General features: G+C 54.6%; 17 protein-coding genes and 1 pseudogene. 9 read left to right on the top strand and 9 right to left on the bottom strand.

The features are described 5' to 3' along the window. Positions 1–2 precede the first annotated feature (2 nt). Positions 3–1,055: an exodeoxyribonuclease VII large subunit gene (gene xseA, locus ACNSN4_RS16385; RefSeq protein ID WP_418286905.1), complete on the bottom strand. Its 1,053-nt coding sequence runs from the start codon at positions 1,053–1,055 to the stop codon at positions 3–5. A gap of 75 nt (positions 1,056–1,130) precedes the next feature. Further along, the gene (locus ACNSN4_RS16390; protein WP_418286906.1) at positions 1,131–1,298 is read right to left on the bottom strand and encodes a DUF1931 domain-containing protein; all 168 of its coding nucleotides are present in this window, start codon (positions 1,296–1,298) and stop codon (positions 1,131–1,133) included. Positions 1,299–1,807: 509 nt separating this feature from the next. Here ACNSN4_RS16390 and ACNSN4_RS16395 point away from each other — a divergent pair. The 8 genes and pseudogenes from ACNSN4_RS16395 (at position 1,808) to ACNSN4_RS16430 (ending at position 10,057) form a co-directional block, all read left to right on the top strand. After that, on the top strand, positions 1,808–2,257 hold the full coding sequence (locus tag ACNSN4_RS16395) for a universal stress protein (RefSeq protein WP_418286907.1): 450 nt from the start codon (positions 1,808–1,810) through the stop codon (positions 2,255–2,257). Positions 2,258–2,926: 669 nt separating this feature from the next. Continuing rightward, a pseudogene (locus tag ACNSN4_RS16400) lies at positions 2,927–3,157 on the top strand (hypothetical protein); the annotation flags it as partial. Positions 3,158–3,190: 33 nt separating this feature from the next. Further along, entirely contained in the window at positions 3,191–3,601 is a 411-nt protein-coding gene (locus ACNSN4_RS16405) for a PGF-CTERM sorting domain-containing protein (RefSeq protein ID WP_418286928.1), read from the top strand. A gap of 336 nt (positions 3,602–3,937) precedes the next feature. Beyond that, positions 3,938–6,088, top strand: a complete 2,151-nt coding sequence (locus ACNSN4_RS16410) for a PAS domain S-box protein (protein WP_418286908.1) — start codon at positions 3,938–3,940, stop codon at positions 6,086–6,088. Then, positions 6,085–6,666: a response regulator gene (locus ACNSN4_RS16415; RefSeq protein ID WP_418286909.1), complete on the top strand. Its 582-nt coding sequence runs from the start codon at positions 6,085–6,087 to the stop codon at positions 6,664–6,666. The genes ACNSN4_RS16410 and ACNSN4_RS16415 overlap by 4 nt, the downstream gene beginning before the upstream one ends. 99 nt (positions 6,667–6,765) lie before the next feature. Further along, entirely contained in the window at positions 6,766–7,140 is a 375-nt protein-coding gene (locus ACNSN4_RS16420; RefSeq protein WP_418286910.1) for a HalOD1 output domain-containing protein, read from the top strand. Continuing rightward, on the top strand, positions 7,137–8,639 hold the full coding sequence (locus ACNSN4_RS16425; RefSeq protein WP_418286911.1) for an ATPase domain-containing protein: 1,503 nt from the start codon (positions 7,137–7,139) through the stop codon (positions 8,637–8,639). Before ACNSN4_RS16420 ends, ACNSN4_RS16425 begins: the two co-directional genes overlap by 4 nt. 11 nt (positions 8,640–8,650) lie before the next feature. Then, positions 8,651–10,057 (top strand): ATP-binding protein, encoded by a 1,407-nt coding sequence (locus ACNSN4_RS16430; protein WP_418286912.1) that lies wholly within the window; start codon positions 8,651–8,653, stop codon positions 10,055–10,057. A 126-nt stretch (positions 10,058–10,183) separates the two neighbouring features. Here the strand turns inward: ACNSN4_RS16430 and ACNSN4_RS16435 are convergent, their stop codons facing one another. The 3 genes from ACNSN4_RS16435 to ACNSN4_RS16445 all read right to left on the bottom strand — a co-directional run bounded on the left by ACNSN4_RS16435 (position 10,184) and on the right by ACNSN4_RS16445 (position 14,437). Next, positions 10,184–11,425 (bottom strand): GAF domain-containing sensor histidine kinase, encoded by a 1,242-nt coding sequence (locus ACNSN4_RS16435; RefSeq protein ID WP_418286913.1) that lies wholly within the window; start codon positions 11,423–11,425, stop codon positions 10,184–10,186. 658 nt (positions 11,426–12,083) lie between these two features. After that, complete coding sequence (locus ACNSN4_RS16440; protein ID WP_418286914.1) at positions 12,084–12,608, bottom strand: universal stress protein; 525 nt, start codon at positions 12,606–12,608, stop codon at positions 12,084–12,086. A gap of 134 nt (positions 12,609–12,742) precedes the next feature. After that, entirely contained in the window at positions 12,743–14,437 is a 1,695-nt protein-coding gene (locus ACNSN4_RS16445) for a PAS domain S-box protein (RefSeq protein WP_418286915.1), read from the bottom strand. A 470-nt stretch (positions 14,438–14,907) separates the two neighbouring features. Between ACNSN4_RS16445 and ACNSN4_RS16450 the strand changes: the two genes are divergently transcribed. After that, positions 14,908–16,410, top strand: coding sequence for an ATPase domain-containing protein (locus ACNSN4_RS16450; protein ID WP_418286916.1), 1,503 nt, complete (start codon positions 14,908–14,910; stop codon positions 16,408–16,410). 474 nt (positions 16,411–16,884) lie between these two features. On the opposite strand, the gene ACNSN4_RS16455 is transcribed toward ACNSN4_RS16450, so the two are convergent. The 4 genes from ACNSN4_RS16455 to ACNSN4_RS16470 all read right to left on the bottom strand — a co-directional run bounded on the left by ACNSN4_RS16455 (position 16,885) and on the right by ACNSN4_RS16470 (position 21,604). Next, on the bottom strand, positions 16,885–18,558 hold the full coding sequence (locus ACNSN4_RS16455) for a ThiF family adenylyltransferase (RefSeq protein ID WP_418286917.1): 1,674 nt from the start codon (positions 18,556–18,558) through the stop codon (positions 16,885–16,887). 2 nt (positions 18,559–18,560) lie between these two features. Further along, positions 18,561–19,031, bottom strand: coding sequence for a hypothetical protein (locus ACNSN4_RS16460; protein WP_211313400.1), 471 nt, complete (start codon positions 19,029–19,031; stop codon positions 18,561–18,563). After that, on the bottom strand, positions 19,024–19,653 hold the full coding sequence (locus tag ACNSN4_RS16465) for a hypothetical protein (protein ID WP_211313399.1): 630 nt from the start codon (positions 19,651–19,653) through the stop codon (positions 19,024–19,026). Before ACNSN4_RS16465 ends, ACNSN4_RS16460 begins: the two co-directional genes overlap by 8 nt. Before the next feature lie 697 nt (positions 19,654–20,350). Continuing rightward, a complete protein-coding gene (locus tag ACNSN4_RS16470; protein WP_418286918.1) occupies positions 20,351–21,604 on the bottom strand; it encodes a site-specific integrase in 1,254 nt (417 codons plus the stop codon). Between the last annotated feature and the right edge of the window lie 197 nt (positions 21,605–21,801).

The raw sequence follows: 21,801 nt of genomic DNA on the forward strand, positions 1-21,801 counted from the left end.
GGTTAGATCACCCCTAGCCAAAGTCCGGTGATGACCAGCAACAGCAATAGCAACACAGCGATCGCGACTTTGTAGTAAATCGGTGAGATCCCCTCGGGTGCAGTCGCTTCATCGACTGCTTCGGCGAGCTCCTGTTCGTGTTCGTGCTCCTGCTGGAAGGTCTCGTACGCGCCGTCGAGCTGTTGCTCCAGCGGCTCGATCTCACTCGCAAGGAACTCTTGGCGGGAGTTCACGATATACTCGCCGGCGGCGGTCGGCGTGATCGTCGCGACGTCCGCCACCTGATCCGCGATGAGTCGGTCATCAGTGTGTCCAATCGCGGTGACCACCGGGGTATTCGCGGTGAAGATCGCCTCCGCAACCCGCTCGGTGTTGAAGGCCTGGAGGTTCGAATCGCTCCCACCGCCCCGACCGACGATGATGGCGTCGACGTCCTCCGAGCGGTCGAGATGATGAATGCCGTTCGCGATGGACGTCGGCGCGTTCGACCCCTGGACGGTTGCGTCCTTCACCAGGATGTCGACGGTGGGGTCCTGTCCGTGGATCGCGTTCTGGATATCGTACCGGGCGTCTCCTCTAAGGGACGTGACGACGCCGATCCGCTCCGGGAACGCCGGCGGTTGCTGTTTCTGCTCGTCGTCGAACCAGCCACGCTCTTCGAGTTCGCTTCGCAGTCGCTCAACGGCAGCCGCCTGGTCGCCGTCGCCGACGACGATCACCTCCCACGGTTTGAGGTCGATTTTCCCACCTTCGACCCAGTAGTCGATATCGCCCTCGAGGATGACTTCGGTCCCGTCCTCGAGGTCGGCGTCCATCTCCCGGTAACGGTTCGCCCAGATCATACATGGGAGCTCGGCCTCGCCGTCGGTGAGCGTGAAGTAGAGCGCCGTACTGTTCTTGTGGAGGTCAGTGACCTCCCCGATACAGCGGACGCCGTTGAGGGCAGGCGTGTCCTGGACGACCGACGCGATCCGGTCGTTCAGCTGGGACACGCTAAGGACCTCTCTCGCATCGGGTTCGACCGCCTGCCGTTCGGTATCCGGTGCGTCCGCCATCTCCGTTTCCTAACTTCTGAACAGGAACCTCAAAAAGCTACGTTCGAGTGGCGGGGTTGGCTGCGTTACGCAGGCCTACAGATCGCGGGGCTGGACCGTCTTCCGGTCGTTGGCCTCGGCACGCTCTGCGGCGTCGTCGAGCAGTTCGGCGACCTCTTCGTTGAGGGCGTCGTAGAAATCTGCCGAGACGTTGTGGTCCGAAAGTGCGTCCTTCACGGCTGCTTTGACGATTAAATCAGTCATACGACTATATCTCTCCCAGAGGAAGTGAATAAGCGTTTATATTTAAGCGAATGTCTGATGCCCAGTTATTGCTATCGTGGGCCTGTGCCAGCTGGACTCCTACTCTCTTTCAGAGGTCGGGACACACGCGGATCATTGACGCTGGATAACATAAATATCCGAGTGGTGGGTGAGGGCCGTATAATCCGCGGTTTTAATTGGGAGAGTATACAATGAGTGCCTCTGACAAGTAGGGACTACCGATGCCTTCACAATAAAAGGTAGAGATACAGGCATAATAATGAGAATTTAATAATTCACTTGTCACCTAGTAAATCATAACCCCCTCAAATTCCCTCGTCTTTCCTGTATAGCCAATTTCTGATCGCACTTAATCCCAATATGTCCAATGAATTTGAGAACAACAGCAGTGATTACACCTGTGGAATCACCCGGAAATTTTTAGTTTGATAAATGGGTCCGTAGGATTAAGAAGTGATTACTTCTGTTCACTAGCCAGGGGGAGTTCGATGACTAATCTCACGACAATTCTTGTACCGATCCGATATCCACTCACCGATCAAAGTGCCCGAACACTCGCAACCGCTGGTCGACTCGCACACGACTATGCCCCAGCGGACCTCCGGGTTCTCCACGTCAATCTCTATCAGACTGGAGACAAAACCCAAACAGCGGAAATCACTCGATCAATTTCATCAACACTCGATGGCGTTGAAGCCTCAGTGACCACGCGTCAGGGGTTCCTCGTCGAGGAAGTGATCCTCGAAGAAGCCACCCAGATCAACGCAGATATTATCGTTGTTGGGGCAAATCAGCAACCCACCTGGCGGCGACTCCTGCGTCGCCTGCTCCAGAACGATCCTGAAATCAGCTCATTTCTCCACGATCACACGGCCACCGGCACCGAGATTATGGAAGTCGATGTGACGGCTGAAACACCCACCATCGAACCGGTGTGAAACACCCTCAGATATCTCCCAGACAACCATCTAGAGCTACTCGGATTACTGTCAGTTCTTCCTTTACCTTGGATCTGGTAGTGCCACGAATCAACCCGGTCCTCTACTGTGATCACGACCGGGACTTAAGGAATCCTATCGAAAAGACCGTCTGTGAACAAGGACTGTGATTTGAAACTTCGTGCGTCGATATTTCTACTTGTCGGAGTTCTTGTTCTGAGCGCGTGTACACCGGCAGCAGCAGCTGTCGGTTCAACCAGTCAAGAGCGACCACTAGCATCCAACAATTCTGTTTCCACAGTTCCGCTGGAAGCATCCCAAGCTACCTCCTCAGCCACAGCCCGGACGATCGAACTCACCCAAGAGTTAGAACGGACACCAGAAATGCCGGGTGAGATAGTTGTTACACTCCAGTATTCGATGCCCGCCGATGTCGTGGATGTACTCAGCCGGATGAACACCCAGAATGACCCTGTAACCGGCCCAGAATTTCGCGAGATGGTACGCCAAATCGGCGGCGACGATACAGTAACGCTGACCGACCGGTACACGTCGACTCGAGAGATACCTTAAACGTGGGATCAGCAGACGCACGAGCAGGTGTTCGGAGCCACGCCAGCACGAATTAGTTACACGCTCCCCGATCCAGAGAATGCAACAAGCTACCGTGTGAGTGGTCCGTACCGTACGGGAGCCGTTGGTTCGGATCGACCGATTAGACTCGCAACGGGTGAAACCCTCAACCTAAAGATAGTAGCGTCAAATACCGGCGGGACAGCAGGCGAATATGATGCGCGGGTGCAGGTGAATGGGAATCAGACGGATCGCCAGCAAGGCCGTCTCGCAGCGGGTGCGACAAAGACGCTGAATTTCTCTCACACCTTCTCTACGGCAGGTGAGTACAGCCTAGTCGTTGGAGGGGGTCAGGTAGCCGTGAGTGTTCGAAAGCCCGCACAGCCAACTGTCATTTCGATTGAATCCCAAGATACCACGACGACAGGAACGTCCAACTATTCGGTCGAGATTATCGCGACGATACGGAATACCCACGCGTTCCCAGCAGCAGGAAATCTTACACTCTATCAGAACGGAAAGCCGCTCAAGACACAACGAATCCAGTTAGCTCCGAACGAGAAGCGCACAATTAGCTACAACGCGACTGTCGAAGAGGCGGGCGAACACATCTACCGGCTTGGGGGACAGCAAGCGACGGTAACGATCGCGCCAGCGTCAACGCCCAACCCTGATTCGGAAACGACTTCGACGGAGAGCCCTGGATTCGGAGTCGGAGTGGCACTACTTGCAATTATGGGTCTCATCATCGTACTTGTCCGCAAGCAGTAAGATCGCCACCACTCAGCCGATGCAGCGATAATCGGGACTGAAGAGCCGCCACAGGTAATATTATCAGTTCGTAGGTTTGGCCCCCTATTTATATATGTATCCGTCTGTACATGTAAATGTCTGGCATACAGTAGTATTCAATCTATGAACGGGTTTCAACCGACAAGGCGTGATTCGGACACGTCCATAGCGTCTCAGTTGGGACCTGCCCGGATTGGGCTACTTCTTACCCAGGAAGCCAATAGCGAGCATCTGGGCGAGTGGTTATCTTCACCGTATGAGGTCGTTCAACCAGACGGTGAATCTCTGGCTCAGTCGAATTGTGATCTCTACATCGTGGATGAATCGATGCTGGAAATACATTATTCCCGGCTCCACCAACTCAAAGAAGAGTCAAATCCGGTGTTTCTCCCCTACCTCTTGGTTTCGACTAGCACGGATACCCATCCGAACGATCAAGCTGTGTGGGATCTCGTTGATGAGATTATTACCATTCCAACTGAAAAGCGAGCACTCCGCCATCGGCTTGTCAATCTCCTCGAACGGCGCGAACTCTCAGCGAACCTTTCAACGGAGCTGGAACAACAACGTGATCTGTTCCGGAATATCTTCGAGTCTTCGAATGACGCAGTCTTCATTATTGATCCTGAATCGGAAGAGATCCGCGAGTGTAATCCCCAGGCCTGTGACCTGCTCGGGTATCCGAGAGACGAACTCCGTTCGTCCTCTCCGGAGGTCATTCATCCGGACGAAAAATCAGAATTTCGGGCGTTCGTCACCGATGTCATCGAAAACGGTCGTGGGTATACCACCGCGTTGACTTGCCGCACCAAAGACGGTGAGCAACTCGAGGCTGAGATATCGGCCTCTGCACTCCAAATCGATGGGCGGCCTCATGTACTCGCCAGTGTTCGCGATATCACGACTCGCTACGAGCAACGGCAAGTCCTGAATCGACTACACGACGTGACAACTGAACTGATGCGGGCCCCGACAAACCCTGAGATTGCGGAGGTAACGATAGCCGCCGCAAAACAGGTCTTCGAGTACGACATCGCCGGCGTTCGGCTATTAAATGAGGAGGCGACACCCGAAACCCTCGAACTCGTGGACGCAACCAACGAAACATACGAGCGCTTAGATGCCACATCAACCGTCTACGAGCGTGGTGAGAGCGTGGTTGGAGGGGTATTTGCGGAACAAGAACCAACCATTCTCGACGATATTCAGTCGAGTGAGACGCCGTTCGAATACGGAGCCATTCGGAGTGTAATGTGTTTCCCTCTGGGTGAACACGGGGTGTTGAGCATCGGAGCAACAGAAGCCGCTTCGTTCGACGGAACGGATGCCGAATTGACGAGTATCTTGGCCGCGAACACAACTGCCGCACTCACTCGAGCACAACGAGAACAGGCATTGAGCGAACAGACAGAGTATTTCAGTGCCCTCTTCGAGAACGCAACTGACGCCATCGCCGAGGTCACATTTGAGGAAGACACTCCGTGCATCCAAGACGTCAATCCGGAGTTTGAACAAGTGTTCGGCTATGAGAGTGCCAACATCCGTGGGAACTCACTCACCGACCTCGTCGTCCCACCAAGTGAGGAGGCGGCATCCCAGTCGCTCATCGCTCGTGCACTTACAGGCGCGCGTAGCACCGTTGAAACAGAGGGGCGTCGCAAGACGGCATCCGGCCGGCGAGACTTCCTCATCCGCGTCGTCCCGATCCAACAGAATGGAGAAAGCCTCGGCGCCTACATCGTGTATACGGACATTACCGAGCAAAAACGTCGTGACCAGCAGCTACAGGTTCTCAATCGTGTCCTCCGACATAATATTCGGAACAAACTGAACGTCGTCCGGGGAGTCGTTGAGTGGTCACTAGATGACGAGAGAGACCTGCCAACGTCTCTTGCAAAGAACGGGTTGGACGCCGTAGATGAACTCCTCAATCTAAGCGAAACAGCGCGAACCCTTTCGAAGGGAACCAATCCGGAACAGAATCTCGAACCCGTTCCGATTGCCAACCTCATTGAGCAGCCGGTGACGGCACTTCGAGAGCAATATCCCAACGCCGAGATCTCGATGACGATTGAGACCGACGAGTGGGTGGCCGGGACCGTTCAAGTAGACCGTGCGCTGAAGGAGCTATGTGAAAACGCTATCAAACACTCCAATCAGGCGACTCCCTCGGTGTCCATCACAGTCGAACCAGCGGAAGATGAGACTGGGCGGGTAACAATTACTGTCGAAGATAACGGCCCGGGAATCCCGGAAGAACAGCAAGCCGTACTCCGGGAAGGAAAAGAGACCCAGCTCCAGCATGGGAATGGACTCGGTCTCTGGGCTGTACACTGGATTGTCACTATCGCCGGCGGAGATCTTAGATTGTCGAACGATGACGGTCAAGGAGCAACCGTGATGCTCAAGCTGCCCACAGTCGGGTCGAACTACGGCCTACAAAACCATTCGGAGATACAAATATGACAGACCCTACTCAGGAGTCAGAACAAGAACCGGCCACAATCCTTGTCGTTGATGACGAACAGGGATTGGCAGACCTATACGCTCTCTATCTCGAAGAGGACTATACCACGCGAATCGCATACGATGGCGAAGAGGCCCTCGAGATCATCGACGATGATGTTGACGCTGTGTTGCTCGATCGACGGATGCCGGGGATTTCCGGTGATGAGGTACTCGCCACACTTCGTGAGCGTGGATATGATCAGCCCGTTGCAATGCTCACCGCGGTTGATCCAGGGGAGGAGATCATCGGCCTGGATATCGACGAATACTTTGTGAAACCGATCTCCGAGGAACAGCTTCGAGAGGCTGCCGAAGCACTACTTGCGCGAAGGCGATACGATGAAGAGTTTCGCGAGTACTTCGCCGCGATCTCGAAGAAGGCTGCTCTGGATGCATCCATGAGCGAACAGGAACGCGCGTCAAGTGACGCATATATGATATTAGAACAGGAGGTGACGGATGCAAAGGATGCAGCAGATTCAGCACTCACGGAGATGATGGCGAAAGACGCCTTCGCCGGATTCCATAATTTCTGATACTTCAGAAAGTACTATGACAACCAAAACACCAAATCAGCGGAGAGCGAGCAACTCCGGACGTACTCGAAAGAGTGCAACACAGTGGGACAGCGACGTATGAACGATAGTATCACAATCCTTAGGAGTGATTTTGAGATAGATGCAACGACTGATGTGCCGCAGGGGAATGTTGAATACGATTCGTCACTTGAGGCGTATCGCCTGAAACACGACTGGTCGACGAACAATTCGCTCTGCGTATCGCTACTCTCCGTAATAGAGGTAGCATCGAAGGTATCGACAGACGAACTGCCGACGTTGCATGAACGTATCGATCCAGATGCACTAGATGGCCTTTTTGCCCCGATCAAGTCAGGGGCGTCGAGAGCGCGGGGGCAGGTAGCATTCCCATACGCAGGCTTCCATGTGACTATCGCCGCAGACGGGATGATCACAGTCCGACAGAGTCACACAGAGGATGAAACCCAATGACAGACAGCTCAGAACCACATTCAATGACGGAGACCGCACAGACCTTTGACCGCGTTGCCACCGGTATTCGTGGTCTCGATACCATTCTCAATGGCGGGCTCGTACCCGAACGAAGTTATCTCGTTCGGGGGAAACCAGGGACTGGCAAAACGATTCTGGGGTTGCATTATCTCACGCAAGGAACAGCACAGGGCGAAACATCGTTGTTCATCAATCTTGAGGAAGCAACTGCAGACATCGAACAGAATGCAGCAGTACTCGGCTTCGATGTCGAGGACGTTCAATTTCTCGATCTGAGCCCAAAGTCAGAGTTCTTCGCCGACGATCAGGGCTACGACATCTTCGAATCTAGCGAGGTCGAACGTGATCCGTTAGTCGAAAAAATCACCGAGCGGGTGTCGGCAGTTGAACCAGATCGCGTGTTTGTCGATCCGATCAGCCAGCTCCGGTACCTCTCGACCGATGAGTACCAGTTTCGCAAGCAGGCACTCTCGTTTATGCGACTACTGGGTGAAGCGGGTGCGACCGTTCTATTCACAACGCAGGCCACCGAGGATGCCCCAGACGACGACCTGCAGTTTATGAGTGACGGGATGATCGAACTCGGTTACGCGTCGACCGGCCGGTCGATCAGCGTCCCGAAGTTTCGGGGCTCAGCGACTCGGAGCGGGGACCACTCGGTGAAGATCACCGATGACGGGCTAGTTGTGTATCCAGAACTCGCCCCGGGAGACTACAACCAGGAATTCGTCGATGAACCAATCTCTGCAGGTGTTCCAGAAGTCGACCAACTACTCAATGGGGGGCTGGATCGGGGTACCGTGACAGTTATTTCCGGGCCAACAGGGGTCGGGAAGACGACGACTGGCACGCAGTTTATGAAGGAAGCTGCAGGCCGAGGGGAACGATCAGTGATGTATCTCTTTGAGGAAACATCGGGCACCTTTATGCGACGATCCGAAGCAGTCAACATACCCGTCGCGGAGATGCGCGACCGCGGGACGCTTAATGTCGAAGAGATCGAGGCCTTAGAGATCTCACCCCAGGAGTTCACCAATATGGTACGCCAAGAGGTGGAAAACAAAGGGGCCGAAATCGTGATGATCGACGGGATCTCAGGCTACAAACTCGCCTTAGAAGGTGAAGAAGGCGAGCTTGTTTCGCATCTCCACTCTCTCGGTCGGTATCTCAAAAATATGGGTGTGACAGTAATTATGATTGAGGAAATCACCAACATTACAGGAGAGTTTCAGGCGACTGATGTTGGGATAAGCTATCTTGCGGACAACATTGTCTTTCTCCGTCATCTCGAATTGCAGGGAGAGATGCAGAAAGTTATTGGTGTCCTGAAAATGCGCACCAGTGACTTCGAACGGACGCTTCGTCAATTCAAAATCACCGAACACGGAATTACAGTCGGTGAACCACTAACGCAGCTCCGAGGGATTCTCAGCGGAACCCCGGAATGGACTGACGGCCCAGACTCGACTGAGCAATAATCGAGAACGTAATGGAACCTTCTAACAGAGACAACGACCATCGGACGACGCTCCTCCTGCTGATCCAGAGCGAACGGAACCGCGAATTGCTTGCCGAGCAACTGGAGGAGGAATATATTGTTCAGACCCACGCCGATACACCGTTTGAAAATCCTCACTTCGATCTATGTCTGGTCGATACTAACTCGTTTGGGAGGTTCAAGGACGAACTGCAAAAAGTAAAAGCTGAAACGGCACCGACGTTTTTACCGGTCCTCTTGCTCACGGGTGACAAGTCACCGGATGAATGTACAGGCAACACCTGGGACGTCGCTGACGAGCTGATTCAGCGACCGGTCAGTAGGGCCGAATTGAACGCACGGATTGATAACCTTCTGAAACGCCGCCGGCTGTCGCTCGAACTTACACGGCAGAAAGAGCAGAGTGACCGGCGGTTTGAATCGCTCTTCCAGTCCACCCCAGACCCGGTCGTTGTGGTGAAACCGGATGGAACCGTCACCGAGGCAAATGACGCCTTCGCCGAGGCGTTCGGGATCGACACCGAACACTTAGAGGATCGGCCAATCACCGACCTCGAATTCTCCCCATCAGAGTCGCTGGAGCGTGTTCTTCTGAGAATCGACGACGATACGACGACAACAGTCCAGTGGGGACGCGATAAGGAGAACTCCCAAGTTATGGAGTTAAACACGGAGGCTATTACCGGGCTGGGTAAAGCAGCCGAGCGTATCGGGATATTCAGAGATGTCACGGAGCGAGCGAAACGCGAAGAGGAACTCGCACGACAGAACGAACGGCTTCAGGAATTCGCCAGTACAGTTGCCCATGACCTGCGTAACCCTCTCAATGTCGCGAGTGGTCGCCTCGAACTAGCACGCGAATCAGGGGATGTAGAACATTTTGAAGCGATCGAACAATCTCACAAGCGGATGGCGGAGATGATCGACGAACTCCTGTCTCTCGCAAAACAAGGGCAAGCAGTTCTTGATCCAAACGCAGTCACGCTCGCCGAGGTCGCCTCACAAGCGTGGGAGCACGTTGATACATCAGATGCCACCCTCGAAATTGGTGTTGACACTTCGACTGTACTACTGGCTGATGAAGGACGGCTATGTGAACTCTTCGAGAACCTCTTTCGGAATGCGATCGATCATGGTGGAGATTGTGTCACCGTCACTCTCGATATCTGTGACGATGGTGCGGGCTTCTACGTCGAAGACGACGGCCCAGGGATACCTGCTGGGAAACAAGACGAGGTCTTCGAAGCGGGATATACTGATGCAGCGGAGGGCACCGGATTCGGGCTCTCGATTGTCCAACAGATCGTTGATGGACACGAGTGGGAGATCGCTATTTCAGAAGGGACTGCAGGTGGAGCACGATTCGAGATTAGGAACGTCGAACTCGACCGTGTATAGTCTGATTTGGGGCCGATTCGACGTCAGATTGTGCTGCTCCCCAAGAAGTGGATATCGGTAACCGTAGCCGAAACATCATCGAGATAACCGAAAGAAATCGCCTCATTCGCACTCTAATCTGCGAATTCACACCATATCGTTCCCGATCGGGAGATCAAGATACCACTGTAGATCATTGTCGGGGATGGCCTCAGAATGCAGCCAGATACGAATCGTCGTCCCGTCATCGACAGCGACTGTGAGTTTGCCGCCAGAGCGGACAACAGTCCAATAGACGAACCACAAGCCCAACCCCTGGCCGTGTTCCAACTGTGTCTCCATCTGACCTCGGAGAATGTTTCGCTCCATCTCCGGGAGTCCACATCCGTTGTCTTCAACCGTAATCACAACCCAGTCGTCGTCCTCTACTTCAGACTGGAGACTCAGCTCAAGCTCTGGGTCCCCCTTCGTATGTGTGATAGCGTTCTCCCCGAGTTCATACAATGCAGGCTTCAGATACTCGTTCGTAAATGCAGTCTGGGTGTTAGGTATCTCGACATCGACCTCTGCCCTCGGGTGACGATCCTGGAGTTCGGTAGCAACGTCAGATAATAGCGACCCGAGTTCCTGCTGTTCGGGTGGACCAGCGTCTCTGGCAACGTTTTCGAGATTTCGGGCGGTTTCGCCAAGTTCAGTAAGATTGTCCGCGCTGGCCACAATTCGCTTCGCTAACTCTTGTTCGTCGCCAGCGAGTCGTTGAGTAAGAAGGTCGGCGTAGCCTCTGACAACATTCATCGAATTCCGGAGATTGTGCCGAAGAACACGATTGAGAACAGCATTTAGTCGATCACGATCGGCGAGTTTGTATTCGTACCGCTTAGCCTCAATTTCTGTGCCAACGACGCCAGCCACGAGTTCGACGAACGCGCGTTCAGAAGCAGAGAAGTCTCTAGTATGCGGCGCTTTGGAAACGAAGCAAACCGTGCCATAGGTCGTTCCTTCAACCGAGATTGTCGCACCGAGGTAACATTCAAGATTGTGTCTGTGGTACGCGGGATCGTCCGCCCATCCTTGTTCACTGGCATGAGAGATCGCCAGCGGTGAATCCTGTTCGATTGTTCGCCGACAGAATGTCGTCGCGTGAGTATGTTGCGCACCAACCTCGAGGAGTTCGCCCTCCCCCCCAGCAGTCGCGATGACATCATGGACACCGCGCTCTTTATCAATCCGTTTGATATGGCCGTTTTCGACGTCCAGATACTCACAGCCCAGTGAAAGGAGCTGATCAAATTTCTCAGAAAGCGTGAGGTTTTGGTTTTCCCGAACCTGGTACACTTCCCGCCGGTACAAATCCCCCTCCGATGAACGGGAAGATTCCTCAGAGGACATCCTTGGATCAGGGTTCGGGACACACAAGCATCATATTTGGGATGAGGTCGTCCAAGAGCGTGATCGACCACCATGAAACTATCACCTCATATTGAACGATATCCCGATATTCAGCTGTCGTCATTCGACTAGGTCAACTCAGTTTCGAGCTGAAATCCACACACGAATGAGAGAATTGTTGCTAACCAGTAGCCAAAGGGTATACAACATAAGTAGTCTATTCTATACAAACGTCAATAATGTCGTTACGTGATTGGATTCCTAGACTGGGATCACTTGATGATGTTCGGGTGGGAAATCTCAAGAAATGTGTTTCAGAATCTGATGGTGTCAAATTGATAGATGATCATCACCGGCGAGGAACCCATCGAGTGACGCTTCGACTCCATAAGGACTCTTCACTAGACGATGAACTGCTGCGAATGCTCAATACACGTCACGTGAGTTTTGTGGATTTCTATGTTGAAGATGAAAATGCATATATCGAGATTGAGATATCGTAACGATGGCCGATAGAGTCTAGATGTTGCTACTCTCAACAAACATCAACCGGAAGAAGTGAGAGACAAGAATTGGTTTAGGCATATCCGTAGGCAATTTCAGTTGCCATATATATTAATAGCAGACATTTTGGTTGGTGTGATATCCACACTGCAATTCATTCTTGGATAATCGTAAATGCGGCTGGTGCATTATTTGTAACAATATTTATTGCGTTATTCACATTCGGATCCCGTTTTATCTCATTTCCGCTGACCGCTAAAACAATTAAATCAGACTGGAGTGCGTCAGCATATCTGATAGTAGCTTCTCCAATCGGTCCAGGAGAATGCAACAGTCGGACCTTCCGATCAGTATCGTCTGTCATTGATTCTACCTGATCAACGAGTCTGTCGATAGTAGCCTTCGAAAGCTCCTTCGGACGTTGCTCAGTGATTTCTTCAACAGATACCGTTGGTTTTGCAGTCGCATCAGATGCGATGTGGAGAAAATCTATTCGGTGATCAGGTACTGTAATCGCATATTCTAGAGCCGAAAAGGGATTGAGATCCTTGTGGCTTGGTATGAGTAGAGACATTCCTTTTGGAAAATCAAGGGTTGTTCCCTTAATCCTCTTGTGACCAGCAGTACTCCGATAGGAATCACCACAGACATATAGAGCCCAGTAGCAGTCACGAGACATAGAACGGTCGACAATCTTTCCAGGGGCTAGGACTCAGATCGTCAAATGGTCGGTGTCAGTGGCGTGAAGAGAAGCACCCGCACCGACGGTATCCCCATACCACTATTCCAGAAACAGTCCTGACGACAACGTACTCAATTCGGCGTCGTAGCAGATTGTATGCCCGAAATTTCGAACCGTGCACCACTATTTGTACCGTCAGTAATCGTAATCGTCCAGCCGTGCGCCTCGACGATTCGCCTGACGATTGCGAGTCCAAAGCCATTACCCTCTTGATGCGTCGTATATCCACTGTCGAAGACGTCTTCGCGCTCGGCTGCGGGGATACCAGGTCCCGTGTCCTCGATGTAGATGCCATTACCGTCGTCAAGGGGGCCTACGCGAACTGTCACTGTGTCACCACCGTGCTCAATTGCATTCCGGTAGAGGTTTTCGAGCACTTGACCGAGGCGACTGCGGTCCGCATCTAGATGAAGATCTGTCTCAACCTCAATTGACGCAGCATCGGTTGCGACGTTCGCCCAGGCTTGCGTTGCGAGTGAGACAAGCGAGATTGTTTCCGTCTCACCGACCGCATCACCCTCCCGGGCGAGTGTCAACATATCCTCGATGAGTCGTTCCATACGATTCAACGCCCGTATAATGGGGTCAAGGTGATCCTCGTTGTACCCCTCGCGTCCTATGAGCTCCATCCGCCCTTTCGCCACTTGTAACGGATTGCGTAAGTCATGGGACAATAGACTGGCAAATTCCTCAAGCCGGTCGCGTTCTCGCCGAATCGTCTCCTCGGCAGACAATCGTTTGAGAGCGGTCACAACGTGGGTTGCCAGCATCTCCGCGACATCCTCGTCACGGTCCCCGAACGCCCCAGGGTCCGACGCGAACACCTGTAGGACACCCCAGCCCTCAAGCGGGATACTCAATAGCGCCCGTGGGGCGACGTGCGGCTGGGGCTCGGGCTGTGCCCCACCATCTTGATTCGTCGACGTGGCTGCGGATCGGGTGTCCTCGAGATCGTCGACTCTGAGAACCATGCCCGTTTGATAACTCTGTCCAGCGTATCCTACCGAAAGGGGTACTGGATTCCAATCGCCAACATCGTCGGAACCTGAACTGGCGGCTGGAACCAGTTGGTCACCCTCTACCACGGCGACACGAGCGACGTCCGCGTCGAACAGCTCGACAGCGCCGTCAGCTGTCCGTTGATAAATGGCAGCTCTCGAACCGGCCGCGGCGAAGTCAGTGGCAATCTCGTGGAGCTGTGTTACCTTCGACGTGTGCTGATGAAGCCGGTACTCCGCTGCCTTCCGGTCGGACACGTCCTGAATGACACCCGTAAACAGATGGTCGTCACCAACGGCATACTCACCAAAGCTGACCTCCACAGGAAACTCCTCTCCGTTAGCTCGCTGGCCAACCAATTCGAGCCCCTCCCATTCAACAGAACGTTCACCCTTTGAGAGATACCGTGTTACTGCATTATGATGCGCCTCGTGGAACCGATCAGGCATTAACGTCGTTAGCGACTTTCCAGTAAGTGTCGCTGGGGGGTATCCGAAGAGTTCCTCGACGGCGTCGTTTGCATACCGAATCGTGCTCGTTTCGTCGATCGTGATGACGGCAAATGACGAATTCTGAGTCAGGGCACGAAACCGGTGGTCAGATAGTTCGAGCTGTTGTTCGCGGGCTTCGAGGCCGGTCGCATAGTAACCCAGAAGAATCCCAGCGGCCATGAAGATGCCAACGCCGTTGAGAGTGAGAACCATCGGTTCACCGGACGGCACTTGTTCGAGCGAGATGATAAACAGGATCCAGAGAGTGGCGGCCACGCCGACAAGAACTCCACCAAGCAGCCATTTCGCAAGCTGACTAATCCGAGCGGCCGGATGTGTTCGTACCAGCCAGACTCCACCAATAATGAGTCCAAGACTGACAGCAAAAGGGAGCAAGACTTCAATGAAATCGATAACGGGATTGTCGGTATACGTTACGACACGACCAAGCGTGAGCAATAGAAGAACAAATCCAAGGATAGCGACCCCCCATTGGCTGGGCAACCGAGACTCCCAGTGCATTCCAATAGATTACGAACTGTTAGCCACTTAACCAACGTGGTCGTCGAATATCGACGTGTTCAGCGATTACGCAACAAAGAGGAATCCCCTGACGATAGTCTGTTACATCCCCAACGAATATTAGACTACTGTGGCCCTGAATCGTCCACTCCATCAGTCAGGAGTTTTCGGTGGGAGACACTCACTACCGAAGTATTACAACCATCCGAGACATTTCCGGTGGTATGGCTGGGACTGTCTCAACTGGCGACCAAGTATTCGATACCGCCCTCGACGGAGGTATCCCCACTGGTGCTGCCGTGTTATTCACTGGCGGTCCTGGAACAGGGAAAACGACTGCAGCAATGCAGTTTCTTCAAGCCGGACTGGAGGCCGATGAGCAGTGTGTCTTCATCAGTACCGAACAAGCAATCGCCGATCTGCGGATCGGGCTCGAAGATTTTGGATTTGAATTCGACCATCCAAATCTCACGTTGACGACCGTTCATGCGGGCCACGGGGAATCGGTGACAACAGGTGAAGCTGGCCTTGTGATGCGAACGTTAGATGGCGGAACCACTATGGACGAGGGTCGGTCGGTTCCGTTCACACCAGAGTATATCCAACAATATTTTGAGCGGCTTGCACCGGCAGACCGTATTGTTCTGGATAGTGCGTCTGGATTCGCTGCAGTCACACAGGACCACGCTCAGTATCGTCGGGTAATGATCGATATCATTCGACAATTCAAACGCCAATTTGAAGCGACATCTATCTTGACTGCGCAAGATTACGCACAACAAGACGATACAGCAACGAATCACGGAACACTCAGTTCGTCGCTTGCGCTTCAATTTACTGTAGATGGCGTTGTTCGGCTGTGGCAGGACGAGCTGGAAGGCGAATATCATCGCTATGTCCACATTACCAAGATGCGAGGTGCCGATCACGACCTCCGTCCTTACGAGATGAATTTGAGCGCGAAGGGGATGCGACTCAAACCACTCAACCGGTCACCGCCCGCCTCCCTTTCCTCAAAAGGCCGAACGACATCAGGACTCCCAGAGCTTGATAATCTCCTCGGAGGAGGATTCATAACTGGAAGCACAATCAGTTATCTGTACTCGGGAGATGCTCACGCTGATCTGCTATTATCAAAGGTGACTGCTGAAATGGTGAATTCAGATCGCGATGTGGTTATCGTTCCGCCTCCAAATTTGACATACGAGCAGCTTGATCAGTATCTTCAAGCCTTAGAGGACCAACCTCTTAAGGCGTATCTAGATGCCGAATCTATCCGTGTTTTAGATGTGCTTGGAAGCGGCTCAAAATCGAATAATTTCCTGCCAGATGACATCACCTCCCGTTCGGTTGAATCGCCAAAACAGGACGAGCTATTGGATGAGTTACGCCGAATCCAGTATCAGTCGACGACTCCACTTACAATGATCCTCTCCTGCCAAGCGACGCGGATGTTCGGAGATGACAATGTCCTTCCAGGTATGATTTCTGTGTTAACAGCTGAGGCTCGTGGCTCAGATGATACAGTAATGTTCGCAGGAACGCCCGAGCTTATCGATGAACGTACGGCAGCTCGTCTGATGAACGCAAGCGAGCAAATTCTGAAACACGAACGCCGTCCGAACGGAATGGAGTCGATTCGTCTGCGAAAGGGGTTAGGCGGCGAAGTCGGCAGTTCTCGAGTCGTTGAATACTATCGAGATGTCCCCTATCTATCTCTATCTTAGAACGAAGAGTGGTGATGTGAGTGCGATTCCCAACAGAGTTCTACTACGCAAACGTACCCTCCCTCATTCAAACAATTCACTGACACGGTGTCGATCTCTCTGCCGGACAAGTTTTATAAGCGGACCAGTACCAACTAAGACGCCGAGGACGAGTAGGCCAGCGACCGGAATCACACGTTCAGACGGAATTGTCAGTGTCCCGCCTGGGTACCAACCCGCCAAAAAGATCGCGGCTCCAAGTGACAGTACAGCCGTGAGTGAGCGAACCGCATTTTCAACGACTATACGAAATGGGAGAGGTTTGGACTGGCTCATAAAAACACGCTCTGTATAGCAGAAATATACGTGTCCTCCGATATAAAATCCTCAGACTCTCACAGATGGATCGGATTGACAACAGCAGACGACGTCTTGGAGTAAACAACATCGATGGGTATAGTCTGAAGACGATATTATATCCGTATTCTACCGACCTTAACGCAGGTCTTCGACAAGATCGCTCGCATCTCGAGTTTTCTGCTCAGGCATCTCCATATCCTCGCGTTCGTACCGCATCGCCCAGTCGGTCCCAGTTGGGAGCTCCTCGCGGTCGCCGACGCCAATTGGTGCTGCCTCGCAATCCTCCCCACAGCCCCACGTAGACGACATATTCGTCTCCACATCACGGAGACCAAGTCGAAGCGTACCCTCGATCTTCCGTGCTACGTCCAGCGTGATCGCCAGGAACCGCCGCTGCATTAGACCAGCGACAATCGCGTTCACCCCGATGACCGACGGGTCCCTATCCTCTTCGGCTGGGTCCTTCCCACCCTGCACGTAACCCCGTTCGCCACGAAACTCGGGATGGTCGGCCTCCCAGTCGACATCGTCCTGAGTCCAGACGCGCTGGCACTCGAAACACGGCCAACCGGGTCCGGTGACCGCCGTTTCGACTTTCGCCTCTTTTTCTAGGACGCCCTGATCGTCGGCGTGTAGGAGGCTTCCACCGTCAATAACGGGAATACAGTGAGCGCGAGCGAGCACGTCCAGGACCTGTCGGGGGCGAGCGGCGTCGACTCCGGACATGATAAGATCACAATCCAGGAGATCAGGGACAGCCGCATACTCGAGGTTTTGCTCGACGACACTCCCGTCAACGACCCGCGTCTCAAAGTTCTCAGCTGTCGCACTTCGACGGGCAACGCGTTCGGCAATCTCGGTCTTGAGGCGGTCTTGCCGGACGTCTATCCGCCGGGCACCCTGTGCGCGGTTGAAGTTCGCGCTCTCGAGGTGGTCGAAGTCTACGAACACGAGTTCACCAACGCCCAGGCGGGCTAGGTGTTCTGCAAGAATCGACCCGACGCCACCACAGCCCACGATGCCGACGCAAAGGTTGGCTAATCGTGCCTGGCCGTCTGCCCCCCAGAGCTGGATCGTGGAGTCCTGCTCAGCACTAGCAACACCTACACTATCGGCACCGGCATCTCGCCGGCCGGTTGGACGAACATCCAAAGCGGGTTCGTCAGTGGCTGGACCGACAACGCGAACGTGGTCGGCGCGCGTTACCTCCGGCCCGTCGCTGGGGTCGCGCGTGGGTTCGTAGACACGCATCGACCAGTCGCCTGCATCATTAGTGATGGCAGCAGCGAACGGAGCGCCGCCGGGGAGGCGATCCCGGTCGTTCTCGTAGACGCGAGCCGCCGACGCGGTATCGGTACCGCTCTCACGAACGCCGCCGGGTTGAGTATGAATCCGAATGAGCCCGCCACCACGGCTGCGGGCACGTTCGATTGCGCGCTCGTGGTAGGCTTCACTGAATTCGTAGCCGACGATCGAGTCGTCGCTCGATACGTCGCCATTAGAGCTACTCCCAAACAACGACCCGATTGAACGGCTTTCTGACCGATCTCCCCAAGCTGACCCCTTCAGCTCGAGGTCGTCACTGGACTCAGGGTGGACCACGTCTTCGACAATGTAACTCGCACGATAGTTGCCCGTACTCTTTGCGAGAACGGCGAACGCACCACGCTCGCCCATGCCGTAGAAAGGGTGGCCTTCACTCGGAAAGAGCACCTTCATCAAATCCTCGTGGATGTCTCGGGGGAACACGAGGTGGACCTCGTCGGCGTCGGCTGCCGTCAGCCAATCTGCTGCTGTACCCTGAGGCATAGTCAGTCCTCCTTTTCGAAGCGAGACCGTACGACCTCAGGAGCTTTCCGGAGGTCAGCGGGTTCAGTCCACGAGAAGTCCTCCCAGCGGTAACTCCAAAGGGCGACTTCGTCGACGTCGAGAGCCTCACGTGCCGGACGCCCCTTGGCATGGTCGCGATGCACGCTGTCGACCTCCTGACCGTCGTGCTTCGTGACGTAGGGGTACGTCACGATGCCATAGGGCCGTCGACCGTTCGGGAAATCGGTCGGAATTCGGAGGATAGCGAGGACTTCTTCCTGGTCGAAAACGTCGTTGACGTGGGCAGGATTGACAGTCCCGATACTGACCCATGCCCAGTCGCCTTCGACCGCGATGAGTTCGGCTTCAGGCTGCTCGTCCTGCAGTTCGGAGAGAGCATCGCGACACCTTTCGCTGAGGTGATTGCGGAGGTCCGCGCGATCAGCGTCTTCCGTTGTCTCGCCCTCACTCATACGCGATCTTCCCCCCATCGCTGGTCGACTCGAAGAACGTTCGGTTCATTTCGCCGAGGTCCAGATCCCGATCAGCCGGGAACGCCTGGTCTTCTTGACGGTTGCCGAGAAGGCCGTCCAGCGGGAAAAGCCCGAGTTCGTCGGGATCCTTCTTGCCGGCGTCCAGCAGGATGGTTTCGACGGATACCGAACTGTCGTCGTATCGGTCGACAAACTGCTGATTGACGTACACGACATGGCCAATGGTGCTGAACTCCAGAGGTTCGACAGTGTCCGCGAGGTTCTCCAGGCGCTCCGTGAGGTTGTCGAACTTCTGAAGGAGGCTGGTGTTGCCATCGGGAACCTCCTGTCGAATGTCCCTCGCACGCTCACGCTCTGCGCTGACGATAGTCTTCGTGCCCACGAGCGCGTCGGTATCGTGGGGGTCGGCGTCGTCGGCCCAGGTTTCGATGGCTCCGATCGCCTCCTTCATATGTGATAGTCGACGGAAGACTTCGACCGGGACGTCGTCCTCAATAGCCTCGATGGCGGACTGTACCGGGTTGACCTTGCCGGCAACTTTCTTCGTGGTAGTCGTACTGTGCTCGTCTGCGGAGTCGGCGGGAGTGTTGCGTTCACTCATGGTTGTGGGTCGTCGCGCTTAGCCCGGCGACGTGGGGCCGACCGAAATGATACATTCGCCGCTGTGAACAGATCTATGAACGGGCCGAGACCACGCGGTCAGTCAGTACCCGTCAGGGATCCGCTCGGTGGGCGAACATCCGTGGAGGTCACTGCCGGATACCCCGGCTCTCTCGTCGGTCTTGGTGGGTTCCCGCCGTCCCCCTGCCGCAGAATTGCGGTGATCGGGGGATGCCTACGTAGCGGTGGGTAACCAGCCCAGAAACGTGTAGCCGACCCCCACTGAAAAGGGTTTTGCTGAGTGGAACTATACTCGCCCCTTTCTCGTATCAGGCATATATGAACCGTGGGGTGGGGGTTTTCGAACTGGCAATTTCCACTTTCACTCCGCTGGGAATAGCTTTTTAAATAGGGATATTCATCGATACAGAGCTGTCAACCGCGGGTCGAAAACCAGCGCCTTAGCTGCTGAACGTTGCGGTTTGGTGGGTAGCAATAGAGCCCCCACCGCTACGTAGGCAGGCATCCATATGGCATAGGTGCTAATAAGACTGTCGGCCGCCCCTACGCGGTCTTGCGATTTCCACTCGAAAGCATAGGGGGTTCGCTATACTTAAACTGTATTTTCCAGCGAAAGTGAACCGTCAAACACTGCTTTAGTCCCCCGGTTTGTGAGCAGTGAGTACGAGAAGCTGACATCAAACTGATTCCGCTGAAAATTCGATCTGATCTCCTACCTCTTCAAGAGCCTCTGTAGCAATATCCCCTAACTCGCCAGCTTCAATATGCGAGTAGCGCTCTCGGACCATCTCTTCGGAGTTATCGAGATACCGGGCCGCCACCGTGTATCCAAACGCGCGGACAAGTACCTCCCCCATCCCACGTCGACCACCGTGCGGAGCAAGATAATCGTGTTTCGGATGGTCGATATCGATCTCTGCGGTCTCCGAGAGCCGTTGGAGAACCGACCGTGCTCCGTCCGTCGTGATCGACGTCGGCCGAATGTCCTCATCGAGCGCCAGCAGGAGGTCACGGGCGTATTCGTCACGCCGCTCAGTAATTGCTTCTGGGCGTTCCCCTCGGTCGGCTAGCTCTTCCCGGACGAGCTCTGCGAGCGTCCGTTGGTCGAACGTCGGAAACACCGGCCACCGCTCCGTCGGCGGGTCCATCAGCTGGCGATAGCTTCGCAGCGGAGAAATCACTGGATCGGGGAGACTCGCGGCGTCCCACTGCTGTTTCTTCCGGTAGACGTCCATACTACCGTCGTCGAGGGAGAGGTCCTCCCAGCGGACGCCGCGCCGGCGTGGGTCGTTCGGATCGCGGACGAGTTCGCCGACGCGGACGGCGGTGTACGCCAAGACGAACACCAGCGCCCGGTCACGAGCCGCCTTCAGCGCCGCGTAGCGTCCTCGCTGCTTGTCGAGGGGGTCAGTATCCTCCGGGAGTGTCGTGTACGCCTCGACGGCGTCGCGTGCTTGTTGGTCGACGTGGCGGGTGAGGGCGTGGCGCTGTTCCGACGTCCAGGCCTGCTGGTCACCGGGCTTGCGGCCGTCGTCCTCCGGCAGTGGCGCCATCGCACTCGCTCGCTGCGCGTAATGCGCTTCGAGATATCCCTCGTTGACGCACCAGCCACACCACGCAGAGATATAGCGGTAATAGGTTTGTACCGTGTTCTGCTTGAGTCCCCGATCTCCTCCGAGATGCCGAGCGTACTCCCGGAAGACGCGTTCGTCGAGATCGTCGAAGGTCGGCTCCCGGTCGACATCGTCGGGGACAATTCCGGTCCAGTCGTCGGCGCCGCGGTCGCCGGCGGTCCACTCGGCGAACCGCTCGAGCTCGCGAGCTGCGTTGCGTCGATAGTTCCCGCCGTCGCCACCACGGCCTTTCCCTTTGTCCTGGAGGTAGCGCTCGAAGCTGTCGTCAACCGCCGTCGAAAGCGCTCGATCAGGCATCCACCGGCCCTCCACGGTCCTGCGGACCGGATCTCGGTGCCTCTACCCTGGGGGAAGCGCCGTCGTGAGGCGGTTGCAGCATTCGTGCTTCACCGACGGCAGCGGGGTACTTCAAAGTGGTCGTGATTACCGGCGTAATCAGGACCATCGAGTACAGAAATCTCATAACCATTTTTCCGATGATAGAAGGGTTCTAT

This window comes from Halorubrum marinum (genome assembly GCF_048381195.1).
Lineage (GTDB): Archaea > Halobacteriota > Halobacteria > Halobacteriales > Haloferacaceae > Halorubrum.